At 68.8% G+C, this 11,984-nt stretch carries 7 protein-coding genes, 1 tRNA gene and 1 pseudogene; 4 read left to right on the top strand and 5 right to left on the bottom strand.

The window, feature by feature from the left end; all coding sequences use genetic code 11:
* Window positions 1-7: 7 nt before the first annotated feature.
* Window positions 8-1,273, top strand: a complete 1,266-nt coding sequence (locus JD77_RS13345; protein WP_211372552.1) for an NAD(P)/FAD-dependent oxidoreductase — start codon at window positions 8-10, stop codon at window positions 1,271-1,273.
* 601 nt (window positions 1,274-1,874) lie between these two features.
* Here JD77_RS13345 and JD77_RS13350 read toward each other — a convergent pair.
* From JD77_RS13350 to JD77_RS13355, 3 genes and pseudogenes are all read right to left on the bottom strand, one after another.
* Window positions 1,875-2,327 (bottom strand): SitI3 family protein, encoded by a 453-nt coding sequence (locus JD77_RS13350; protein WP_145774685.1) that lies wholly within the window; start codon window positions 2,325-2,327, stop codon window positions 1,875-1,877.
* Between the two features lie 15 nt (window positions 2,328-2,342).
* Window positions 2,343-2,501: pseudogene (locus tag JD77_RS32060) on the bottom strand (CdiA C-terminal domain-containing protein); the annotation flags it as partial.
* A gap of 222 nt (window positions 2,502-2,723) precedes the next feature.
* Window positions 2,724-4,460, bottom strand: coding sequence for an IS1182 family transposase (locus JD77_RS13355; protein WP_145777570.1), 1,737 nt, complete (start codon window positions 4,458-4,460; stop codon window positions 2,724-2,726).
* A gap of 391 nt (window positions 4,461-4,851) precedes the next feature.
* Between JD77_RS13355 and JD77_RS13360 the strand changes: the two genes are divergently transcribed.
* The 3 genes from JD77_RS13360 to JD77_RS13370 all read left to right on the top strand — a co-directional run bounded on the left by JD77_RS13360 (window position 4,852) and on the right by JD77_RS13370 (window position 10,638).
* Complete coding sequence (locus tag JD77_RS13360) at window positions 4,852-5,400, top strand: IS1096 element passenger TnpR family protein (RefSeq protein WP_145774686.1); 549 nt, start codon at window positions 4,852-4,854, stop codon at window positions 5,398-5,400.
* Window positions 5,401-8,767: 3,367 nt separating this feature from the next.
* Window positions 8,768-9,160, top strand: a complete 393-nt coding sequence (locus tag JD77_RS13365; RefSeq protein WP_145774687.1) for a helix-turn-helix domain-containing protein — start codon at window positions 8,768-8,770, stop codon at window positions 9,158-9,160.
* 2 nt (window positions 9,161-9,162) lie between these two features.
* Window positions 9,163-10,638 (top strand): tyrosine-type recombinase/integrase, encoded by a 1,476-nt coding sequence (locus tag JD77_RS13370; RefSeq protein ID WP_145774688.1) that lies wholly within the window; start codon window positions 9,163-9,165, stop codon window positions 10,636-10,638.
* A gap of 396 nt (window positions 10,639-11,034) precedes the next feature.
* Here the strand turns inward: JD77_RS13370 and JD77_RS13375 are convergent.
* Window positions 11,035-11,106 (bottom strand) — tRNA-Lys (locus JD77_RS13375).
* Between the two features lie 241 nt (window positions 11,107-11,347).
* Complete coding sequence (locus JD77_RS13380) at window positions 11,348-11,971, bottom strand: helix-turn-helix transcriptional regulator (protein WP_145774689.1); 624 nt, start codon at window positions 11,969-11,971, stop codon at window positions 11,348-11,350.
* Window positions 11,972-11,984: the final 13 nt, after the last annotated feature.

Here is an 11,984-nt window from a genome sequence, read left to right on the forward strand (position 1 = left end):
TATGGTCGTGATCGGGGCAGGTGTGATCGGTTCGTCGATCGCCCTTGAGCTTGCGCGGGCTGGGCACCGCGTTATCGTGCTCGATCGGACCCCGGGGGCCGGACAGGGGTCGACCTCGGCATCGAGTGCGATCGTCCGATTCAACTTCTCCACCACCGCCGGGGTGGCGATGGCGTGGGAGGCGCATTTCGGCTGGCTCGACTGGGCCGGCCACCTCGAGCACGATGTCGGCGACCTCGCGATATTCCGCAAGAGTGGGCTGGTCATGCTGGACGTCGAGGCGGCTCCGCGTACGTCGTGGCTTCCGTTATTCGATGAGGTCGGTGTTCCCTACGAGGAATGGGACAGCGCGACATTGGCCGAGCGCGTTCCAGGCATCGACGCCGGCCGCTATTGGCCGCCGAAGCGGCTCGACGACGACGAATTCTGGAAGGACGCGAAACACTCGCTCGGTGGCGTGTACACCCCGGACGCCGGTTACGTCTCAGACCCGAGCCTCGCCGCCGTAAACCTCGCCTCCGCGGCCTCGGCGTGCGGGGCGGAGTTCCGCTTCCGCAGCACGGTGTCAGCGGTGGATATGGCCGGCGGGCGCGTGACATCGGTGCGACTGTCGGACGGCACCCGGATTCCCTGTGCCGTCGTGGTCAACGCGGCCGGACCGTGGTCGGGCGCGTTGAATCGGTTGGCCGGCGTGGGTTCCGACTTCACGGTCGGAGTGCGCCCGATGAGGCAAGAAGTAGCGCACGTGCCGATCCTGGAGGGCTATGAGGGGCCCGTGGTGGCCGACATGGATCTGGGCACCTATTTCCGCAGTGAAGTAGGAGGGAACCTGCTCGTAGGCGGAACGGAACCGGAGTGTGATCCGATGCAGTGGACCGACGACCCGGACACCGTCGACATCCACCCGACGGCCGCAGTCTTCGAGGTTCAGGTGACGCGGGCCGCGCGGCGGTTGGCCGGTCTGCCGGTGCCCAACCGGGCGCGCGGCGTGGTGGGCGTTTACGACGTCGCCGACGATTGGACTCCGATCTACGACCGCACCGAACTCGAGGGCTACTACGTCGCGATCGGAACGAGCGGCAACCAGTTCAAGAACGCGCCGGTCGTGGGGCAGTTGATGACGGAGTTGATCAACCAGGTGGAGAACGGCGTCGACCACGACGCGTCGCCTGTCCGGTTCCGGGCCCCGCGCACCGGCCTGGAGATCGACCTAGGTGCGTTCTCTCGTAAGCGCAACCGAAACACCGCGAACTCGGGCACGGTGATGGGCTGAGCCGGAACTCAGACGAGGCGTTGCGTCCGGGTGACCTTGATGCCCAGATGCAACGCCAGCCGCTGTTCTCCGTCGGCAAGTTGTCGAGCAGCCGTGACGCCGCGCCATGCAGCACTGTCGGCAGCTCCGGGCAGCCAGCCCGGTCACCGAGGAGGTGCGCTTCGTCAAAGACACACAGGGCCAGTTCCGAGCCCAGCCCCAGACCGATCCCTTCCGAGTCCCGGCAGTCGGTCAGCGTCCATATGTTGCAGCCCCAGTCGACGAGCCAGATCAACCCGTGAGGTGCGAAACCCTCGGGGTCGGCGGTGAAGGCCTGGTGGACGTCGAGGATGTCTTCCCAATCGCCGATCCACTCGCCTCCGGGAACGCCGAGAGCGCCGACGGAGGGTCCGAAGCCGCCGTTGGCCACTTCCAGGTACAGGCGGCGCAGCAGCGTGGGGAGCGGATAGCCGACCACCTTTGCGGCGTCGCTGACAGCCTTCGTCAACGCGGGCGGCGGTAGGTCGGCTGCGCGATCACGTACCGCTGCGATGATCTCTTCTTCGGTCACTGCTACTCCGCTCGGCTCTCGGACCGACCACGTGACAGCAAGTTTTCCCGCTTACTCGAAGATCGTGTCGCCAACGCCGTAGTTGTCCCACCACGACGGTCGGTGCTTATGTACTGTCCCGGCGACTCGTGTGAGCAGTAGCCAGTTGCCGTTCAGTACCAGCGCCGCGTCTTCCGCCTGGCTGGCGAGTACGCGGCCTACAGCCGACACCATGGTGGGGATCGCGGCCTCGGGCTGGTCGTTCTTGCTCATGTGGAAGACGACGTTGACGTACGCGTCTGGCTCCCACTCCCACTGGGTCCCGTCGTCGTCCTCGGCGTCGAAGTAGCCGTGGCTGCCCCCGGAGACAGTGACGGTGTACCCGAGCTCATCCTCGAGGCCGCCGCTGAGCAACCGAGGGTAGCCGGGCAGGGCAGACTCTTCGACGCCTTCCGGGGCGACGACCGAGGCGACCTGCTCCAGCGGGATGTCACCCGCCAGCGTCAGTCGGTATTCGATACCCACGTGCTGCCTGCCTTCTCAGTCTCGCCGGACGATCTGAATGATCGCACCGCTTCGGGTCACCGCCGCCAGTTCCTTGAGGTGCTCGATCGGCCAGTCGTCGAACTGCTTCTGCAGGGCGGCGAGGTCACCGCGCCAGTCCTGCAGGTTCAACACCACGCGTTGGGTCTGTTGGCTCGAAAGGAGGCGACTGGAGGCGATCGGCTGCGTTTGTTGATTCCGAGGCGCGGTGGACCGAGTTTTTCAGGCTCTTGTGATGTTCTCGTGGGTGGGTTGACGCCCTGATCGACAGGGCACGCCGTGTCCCGTCTAGGTTTCTGGCTTGTCGAAGGTCAGAAACTGAAGATTGGGAAACGGCGTGCGTTTGACCAGGGTATTGACTCTGCTGCCGAATTCGGTTCAGGCGGCGAGGGCGAGGTCGAGGCGTTGGAGGTTGCTGGTCCGGCCTGGTTGGAGGGGGTGTCCGGTTGACCAGGCGTGGAGCCGGATGAGGTTGAGGGCGGTCGCGGAGAACACGTGTTGGAGGTGGGTTTTCGCGGTGCCGCGGTAGCGGGCGTGGCGGATGCCGGTGATTGCGAGGGCCTGGCTGATTGTGCTTTCGATTCCGGCGCGCAGCTTGTACTTGTCTGGCCAGTCTTCGGTGGTCTGCCGGGCGCGGGCCTGGGCCAGGGCGTGGTGCAGGTCGCGGGGGTAGAACGTGAGCTGTCGGCCGCCGCGTTTCGCGGTGGTGCACTGTGCCTGTGCGGGGCAGGGCCGGCAGGTGGTGCCGGCGAACTTCACCACGATGACTTCGGTGCCGCGTTGGGTGGCCGGGCTCCAGCAGGAACTGGTGCGCCCTTGCGGGCAGGTGACCTGCCGGGTGTCGAAGTCGATGGTGAAGGCGGTCTTGTCGTATCCGGTGCCGGCGCGGGCCTGGGCTGACTGGTCGAGCAGGGCGGGGGTCACGAGGGTGACTCCGTAGGTGGTCGCGGCGGTGGCGATGACCTCGGCCGAGGGGTAGCCGGAGTCGAGGTAATGCTCGGCGGGCAGCAGTTCACGTTCGTGTAGCTGCTGGTGGATGCCGGTGGTGGCCTTCACATCGGGGACGGTGGCCGCGGTGGTGGCCACGTTCGTGATCAGGTTCGGGGTCCGTGGCTTGCGGTCAGCGGGCTCGGCTCGTTCGTCCTGGCCGGCGGGTGTGTAGGAACCCCGGTCATCATCGCAGGTCTCCGTCAGGTGAACCTTGAATCCGTTCCAGAACAGGTCCTCACCCTTGGCGGCCCACCGGGTATCCGTGTCGTAGGGGGAGGTGATCCGTGATCTGGCGGGCGGGAGACCGTCTGTGTCTGCCTCCCGCCGCCGGATCACCTCCCGCCCTCGCGTGTCGATGGTGATGTAGTAGTTCTGCACCAGCACGATGCGCAGCGTCTGCACGGCGGGCAGTTCACGCAGCCAGGCCGGGGCGCTGGGGGCGAATACCGCGCGGAGCAGGGCTACCGCGTCGGCGCCGTAGACCTGCGCGAGGCGGTCCCGCTTGGCCGCCGAGGCGGGTAGCCGCCAGGAATCCACGCGGGGTCCGTACCGGTGCGCCCACTCGCCGACGTCGATCACCGTAGCGAGCCAGGACCCGGCGGCCACCGTCAACGCTTCCAGGCAGGCACGTACCGACTCGCCGGCCAGTTCCAGACGGTTGAGGTCGCGGACCGCGCTGATCACGTGGGTGGAATCGGTGCGCTGCTTACCGCCGGCACTGACCAGGCCCTTGTCGGCCAGCACCGCGAGCATCCTGATGAAGACCTGTTCCTCCAGGCCGTGTTCGACCAGCCGGGCCCGGAACTTGCTCAACACGCTGGCATCGAACCCGGGATCGGTCAGTTCCAGCGCGAGGGCGTACTTCCAGTCGATGGCCCGGGCCACCATCTGCGCGGCTTGCCGGTCGGTCAGGTTCTCCGCGTACTGCAGGGCGGTCACTAACGCCAGCACACCCGGGGACTCGGCTGGGGCGCCCCGAACGCCGAACGCGGCAGCGAACTGTTCATCGGCGAACACCTGACCCAGCTCGTCACGGGCAAACATCGCCACGCTGCCCTGCGGGAACGCCGCCCGGGCCACCAGCACCGTCTGCTCCGGAATCTCCACCCGCGACCGCGGCTGCATCGACACCCGTACACCCCCATCCCGCGGCCGCCAACGAGGAGAACACGACCGCGAACAGAGATCATCACCCCAGAACCAGCCAGCCAGAACGATCCCGACGGCGTGTCACGAATTCGGCAGCAGAGTCGAAACGCCGTGCGGGCTGGTGCGGCAGGGAGCTTGTCGGGCTGGCGATGGCCCACTGCGATGCGGTCGCTCCCGCCGTTGGGGCGCTTGTGAGTGCCACATGACGCCGACGTCGCCGAGCCTGGCAGGTCGTGCGCCCGCCGATGGGACGCACGCCAAATCGATCAGGTCCGACGCCAGGGAGACGGCCGCAGCCAAAGTGCGCCGGTGACGTTTCGTAGTGTTCAGGCGGTGGTGGCGACGGTTGTCGGTGGGAGGGGGAGCGGTGGCGCGTACCTGGCTGTCCGTACGGGTCGAGCTGGTCTCCGGTCGGGGCGTCGACCTGTGGCCTCGGCCGGGCAGGGTCTTCGCGGCGAGCCGGTCGCATACCTTCGCCCAGCTCGCTGACGCGATCGACCTAGCGTTCGCCCGCTGGGACCTGGCCCACATGCACATGTTCACGCTGGCCGACCACACCCAGGTCACGTCGCTTGAGCTGTGGGACGGCGATGCCCCCGAGGGCAGCGTCGACAGCGACCGAGCCAAGCTGAGTCATCTGGGTGGCGGCGAGCAGTTCGCGTACGTGTTCGACTTCGGTGACGACTGGGCGCACCTGTGCACCGTCGGCGAGTCCCGCATCGATCCGCTGGAGACGCTCGGCGGCATGCCCAGCGAGCCGATGCCGTACTTCGGGTGGGGTGACCTGCCCGATCAGTACGGACGGCGGTGGTACGGCGACGACGGCGAGGCGGCGCCGCCGGAACGGCCGCGGCGACCGCTTGCTGAGCTTCCACCGCTGCTGCCGGGGTGGGGACCCCGCCAGCGCGGACAGTAGCGATCCCGAAGTCACCGGGACGGCACGCACCGTGGCGGGTTCACCTGTCAGCGCGCGAGCAAGTCGGGCGACGGGCTCGTGATCGACGAGATGCGCGGCGGGAAGAGGGAAAGGGCAGCCTGTTCGCCGGCCAGGCTCTGATCGCATGCCCCGGCCTGGGCGCCCGGCGACAGGTCACATCTACTGGACGGCGTGAGGACTGCGCTGCCTGCCCGCGCCGCAGCTCGGCTCGGACGGACGTGGACGGCGGCAGGGCAGGACCACCGATGGCGGAACGGGACCGTTCGAGGTGCGCTGGACGACTGCGGGGACTGCGGCCGTGGGGCGGGAACCCTCGCTTGGAGGCGTGGAGCGGTGCCGCACCGTGCCGACGTGACGGTGGGTCGAGACTGACCCGCTGTTCCGGGTGCTGGCCCGCTCGGCGCGCCAGCGACCGATCTTGACCCGCCCACGGGCGTCTCGTCGCCGGTCGCGGTTCACCGCCCGACCGCGGTGCCGCTCCGTCCGGTAGCGCCGCAGCCGTCAGTGCTGAGCAGGCGGGGCCCCAGTGATGCTCGGGAACGATGCTGTCCGCGTCGAGGAGGTCGGGTGCCTCGCTTTCTGCGCATCGTCTACGTCGCGGGTGCGGTTGGCGCTGGACACGCGGCGGGCCGTCGCAACGGTAGAAGCTGATGTGCTCAGTTCATCGTGACCGGCCGGGATCACCAAGTCCACGATCAGGGCTCCAGGCCCGGCCGAGCAGCGTGGTGGCGGGGCGGCAACCGGCCGACCGGCCGCGAGGGCGGGTGGGCAAGGCGACGCGGGCGACGCCGAGCTGCGGGCTGGCGTGGAGTTGTTGCTGGTCATCTGAGAGTGGGTGGTCTTCGACGATCGCTCTGGTGCGACAGGAAGTCAACGGCTTGCGTCGGTCACCTTCAGGCGGCGTCTGGCGACGTCGTTGTCGTCCTGGCGGTCGCGCCTGTTGCCGCCTGTCAGATCCGGCCGGTCCGCTGGGATGTTCAGCCTGATCATGGGTCACCAGGAGGAGGCTGTCTCGACCCGCCGCCGTGGAACGCCGGCAGCCTCCTCTGGGGGAGCAGCGGAAGGGAACTCCCTCCTACGGAGGGAGTCTGGAAATGTCACCGCCGGTGACGAGCGACGGTCACCGGCGGTGTGCTGCACTGACAGCCGCATGCGGCCGTCACGCCGGGTGCGATGGTCGTGAGCAGTGGTGAAGGCGCGGTGAAGTCCCAGGGGAAGACGTTATGGAAGACCCAGAACGAGCTCGCCAGACGGCCGCTCACCGACGATCTCTCCACACCTCACCTGCCGGCCGTAGAGCGCCGCCCTTGTGCAGACGGTCGTAGACCAGCCCGACGCCGACCTCCCGGGCCCAGTCGACCCGCTGGGTACGGGTCCGGCCTTGTGGCCGCCGCGTGGAAACTCCCCGCGCCCTCAAACCGGCTCCTGTCAGCTCTGGCGAACGCCCCGGGCGTCTAACAACGATCTGACATGGCTCCGACAAGGCGCCGCCAGGTTGTCCTTTCTCAGTTGACCTGCTGGGAGGCACGGCCACCGGCTTTCAGGCGTCTCCGTCCCCGCACCGCGGTGTCCGGCGGTAGCGTCAGGGTCCAGCCGTGATGATCTGACATTCGGCACCGCCCGTCGAGCCGGTGAGGCCGGCGTGCGAGGCGGCGAGCCTCCGACCAGGGCTGTCAGATCAGCCCCTCCGCTGTCAGAGGTCTGTCAGATCCGGGGGGCGTTCGCCAGAGCTGACAGAGCCCGGTTTGAGGGTGTCGGCGCACCACGCCCCACCGAAGCGACCACAGACCCCGGTGCCGCGGCCACCGGCGATCAACGTACCGCGCCCCTACCGCGCTCCCGTGTGTAAAACCGTCGTTTGTGTGCTCTGGCGAACGCCTGCGGAACTCACAACCACTCACAGTGCTTCGCGGTGCCGGGCGGGCCAGCGGCCAGGCGGATCGTTGATCGGCGTTCTGAGCAGGGCTGTGAGAACGAGCGGCGCCCGCGCCGGGGTGCCCAACAAGGGGTATCCGGGAACGTACACGTCGGCGCTCACAGCGACCCACAGCGGCTCACGGACGCTCACACGGTTCTGCTCGGGTGGGTGGCGAAGAGGCTGGCGTACCTCGGAGATGGCGGCGGCGCCCGGGGCATACATCGGATCTCGATCATGGCGGCTCTGCCGCGCTCACCGGAGCATGGTGTCGGCGTCTTGCCCGCGCGTCGAACGCCGTTCCTCGGCGGAGGCAGGATACGCCCACCCCGAGACGCAACCGGACGCGTGCGTCACGCCACCCCCGATGTCAACGATGTCTGCCGATGGACACGGCGTGATCGCACGGCGGACGCCGGCAAAGGCCAAAGGTGGCCGCGACGGGCGCGGGTCACCCGCCGCGTGTCCGGACATGTACGTGACCGCGCGACCATCGAACTGCCATCGTCGATTGACGCGGACGTGCGCGGACATGGCGCCAAAGTGGCATGCCGCCCATGTCCGCGACGCGGCTCGCCAGCGGCCACGGCGTTGGTCGACGCGCACGGAGCGGTGCCGAGGCTTGACCGTGTCATCGACGTAGGCCGTTGACAAATGTCCGGCAGGGTCGCTGAACAGGGATTGGACACGCTCGCGGACACGGGCCACGCGTGCCCGACGACGTGCGGTGGCCACACGCCCGCCTTCGCGCCGACGGCGGCCATACCCGAGCGGCACCGACCACGCCCACGCGGACAGGCGTGTCAACGACCGGTGGCCATGGCGTCCCTCTGCGCCGCCGACGTGTCCGAGGGGCACCGTGTCCATCCACCGACATGAGTGCCAGGCGGGCCGTCACGTCATAGGCCGAGTGACATGTCCGGGCCGCGATGACATCTCCGTAACCACGGCGTCGGACGGCGCGGACCATACTCCACCCTCCTTGTCATCGGCGGAAGCCACTGTCACGGCGACCGGTGCCGGCGCCGGCGGTCTGGCGCCAGGCGCGGGCGCGTACCCCAGCGACGCGGCCCAACAGGCAGCTCTGTGAGCGGCTGTGAGTCGCTGTGAGTGGGGCAGGCGTTCGCCAGCGCACACAAACGCGGGTTTAAGGGTGTCAGCGCACGGCTTACGCGACGCGGGAGCCGACGACCGATCAGCGCGCGAGCATCCGCCGCATCACCACACCCCGTCGACCCCACCAGGTCGACCCGACCCCGACCGATCCGGTCGCTGGCGGTCTGTCGACAACGTCAGCGTACGGCGCGCCGCCGATGCCTCGGCCGGCCTTCGCTGCGGTGTCGCTACCAGGTCGGCCTGCCGCCTCACCGTCTCCGCCCACATCCAGCCGGGCGACACTTCCACTTTTTGATCACCGGAAGGACCACTGCGATGACCACCCCTGAACACCACTCCGACCCCGTACCTCCTGCCCGCCCGTCCGAGAACCACTCAGACGCGTGGACCGCCGAGCGGATCCGCGCCCTGGGTGCGGTCACCGACCTGGCCACCGCGGCCCGGATCTTCGGGCTGTCCCGGTCCGTCGCCTACGACCTGGCCAAGCGCGGCCAGTTCCCGGTCGCGGTGCTGCGTTTCGGCAGCCGCTACCGGGTGCCGGTCGCGGCCATCCTCCACGCCCTGCACCTGCCGGCCGCCGACGAACCCGAGCCGGCCAGCCCGCCGCCGGACGGCGACTTGATCCCGGGCGGAAGGCACGCGTGGATCACCCCGCACCGAATCCGCAGCCCCCGGCTGCCGCACACCCCGACTGAAGGGAACACCTGATCATGGCGGAAGGATCCGTCTTCAAACGCTGCTCCTGCCGCGACGGCAACGGCCGCAAGCTCGGCAACCGCTGCCCGCAACTGCGGCGGGCGGGCGGGGCGTGGAGTCCCACCCACGGCCGGTGGGCCTACCAACTCGAACTGCCCACCCACCCCGGCCAACCACGCCGGCAACTGCGTCGCAGCACCTTCGGCACCCGCGACGCCGCCGTCACCGACCGCGACCACGCGAAAGTCCTTCTCGCCCTCGCCCTCGCCGGCGGCGACGCGGCTGTCGCGGCCGAGATCGCCGACCTGCTCCTCGCCGTCACCTCCGGCGCCCCGCTACCGGACCGCGACACCATCGCCCGACGGGTCCGGGCCGGGCTGCCCGCCACCGCCGCGACGACCGTCGGCGAGTACCTGACCTCGTGGCTGGCGTCCCGGCGCGGCATCGAACCCGCCACCGTCCTCGCCTACGGCTCACACATCCGCACCCACCTGGTCCCGCACCTCGGCGACATCCCCCTCGTCAAGTTACGGGTCGAGCACATCGAGGCGATGTTCACCGCCATCGCCGACCGGAACACCGCCATCGAGATCGCCCGGCAAAGCGACAAGCCGTGGATCCGCGCCACCGTGCGCGGCATACGCCCCACAAGGCCGTCCACCATGCACCGCATCCGCGCCACCCTGCGCAAGGCACTCAACGACGCCATCCGCCGAAGCAACAACCGGCTGATCGACTTCAACCCCGCAGCCCACGTCGAACTGCCCTCCAGCGCCCGCCCCAAGGCCCGGGTGTGGACCGCCAAGGCCGTACAGAAGTGGCACGACACCGGCGAGCGGCCCAGCCCGGTCATGGTGTGGACCCCGCAGCAGGCCGGGGAGTTCCTCGACTACGCCGAGGACCACGACATCGCCCTCTACCCGCTGTTCGTGCTCATCCTCCACCGCGGCCTACGCCGCGGCGAGGCCATCGGACTCACCGACACCGCCGTCGACCTCGACAACGCGCTGGTCAGCGTCACCCAGCAGCTGACCACCCACGGCTACACACCGGTGGTCAAGAAGGTCAAGTCCGAGTCCGGCAACCGGGTGCTGGCCATTGACAGCTTCACCCACGCGGCGCTGCGCGCCCATCACGCCCGCCGCGCCGGATGGAAACTGGCCTGCGGCACCGCGTGGCCCGACACCGGGTTCTTCTTCGTCCAACCCGACGGGCAGCCCTGGCACCCCCAGGCCGTCACCGACCGGTTCGAAGCCCTCGTCCGCGACGCCGGGCTACCCCCGATCCGGCTGCACGACCTACGGCACTGCGCCGCCACCTACCTCAAGGCGGCTGGCGCCGACCTCAAGGACATCCAGGAACTGCTCGGCCACTCCTCCCTCGCGATGACCGACACCTACACCTCCGTCATCGCCGAACTCGACGTCGAACGCGCCAAAGCCGAAGCCGCCGCCAAGCTCGTCCCCCGCCGACGCCGACGAGCCGCGTAACGCACGCACCGTCGGTGGTACACGACGCCGGATGCGGTCGGCACGCCAGAATGTCCGACCGCATCCGGCCCACCACCACACGCACCCCAGACACCCGCAACTCCGCCGGCCGAGACGCCCTCGTCGCCCCTCGCCCTACGCTCCCAACACCGACGCCACAGCTGGCTTGGCGCAGGTAGACGGGAGCCCAGGCTCTCGCCGCGGAATGCGGCGACATGCATCGCCTCGCGGCACCGGATCACACCCCCGACCGGCGACGTCGCGCGGCGTCGCATGGCGTCATTCCAGAGCTGGGTGCTCGGTGGGTGCTCGCACGCTAAGCCGAAAAATCCGACAAATGCCCCGACCGAGGGAAGCGGAAAATAGTTATGGTGGACTATTTTCCCAGTTCAAAGGTGGGCCGCCTGGGACTCGAACCCAGAACCTAAGGATTAAAAGTCCTCAGCTCTGCCATTGAGCTAACGGCCCGCTGCGTCACCAGGTTACCCGATCACGGGCACCTGGCTTGATATCCGCCTGGGTGGGCATGAGCGGGTGGTTCTGGTCTGTGTCGCTGCGAGGCAGGCTACTGCTCGTTCAGGGTGGTGCGCTACTGGTCGGGACGGGCTGGCCCGAGAGGGCACCACGTTCGTCTCACGCCGGCCCTGGTCGGAGGTCTCAGCCGCCGTAGTAGGCGGCCTGAACTGGCGTCAGCTGCGCTGGTGCGGGGTCAGATGAGGCCGGTGCGGAGCGCGTATGCCACGGCGTGGCAGCGGTTGCGTAGGTGGAACCGGTTGGTGACGTCGTACAGGATGTTCTTGATCGTGCGTGGGGAGTAGCAGAGTTTCGCCGCGATCTCGGCGGTGTCGTAGCCGTCGGCGACCAGGCGCAGCACTGCCGCCTCCGGGCCTGTCAGGCGCAGGATGGTCATTCCACGTGGCCCGAGGGTGTCCCGTTGCAGCGCCCCGACCTGCTGCAGGAGCCGGCCGAGCAGGTCGGCGGGGATGCTGCCCTCGCCGGCTGCGGCGGCGCGGATCGCCGTGACGAGGCGTTCTGGGCTGGCCTCGGCTCGGCGGACGAGCCCGAGGACCCCGTGTTCCACCGCGGCGGCCAGCCCGGCGTCATCGATGTGGGTTACCACCAGCACCAGGCCGGGAGCTTTCCGGATGCGCAGCGCCCGTAGTGCCCGCAGGGTCGGCTCGTCGACGCTGTCGGCGATGACGAGTGTGGCCTGGGCCTGGTCGCCTTCGGTGTCGTCGAGCAGCAGCACCTCCGGACGGGGCCGTAACTGGCCGATCACCCCCATGCGGGAGATGACGTCGGCGGAGATGAGGGTGACGGGTAGCCGGCGCATGGGCTCGTGTGGC

Source organism: Micromonospora olivasterospora (assembly GCF_007830265.1).
Lineage (GTDB): Bacteria > Actinomycetota > Actinomycetes > Mycobacteriales > Micromonosporaceae > Micromonospora > Micromonospora olivasterospora.

Coding starts and splice junctions, on each gene's coding strand:
- JD77_RS13355 (WP_145777570.1), bottom strand. CDS start 4,460: ATGCAGCCGCGGTCGCGGGTGGAGATTCCGGAGCAGACGGTGCTGGTG.
- JD77_RS13365 (WP_145774687.1), top strand. CDS start 8,768: ATGACCACCCCTGAACACCACTCCGACCCCGTACCTCCTGCCCGCCCG.
- JD77_RS13370 (WP_145774688.1), top strand. CDS start 9,163: ATGGCGGAAGGATCCGTCTTCAAACGCTGCTCCTGCCGCGACGGCAAC.
- JD77_RS13380 (WP_145774689.1), bottom strand. CDS start 11,971: ATGCGCCGGCTACCCGTCACCCTCATCTCCGCCGACGTCATCTCCCGC.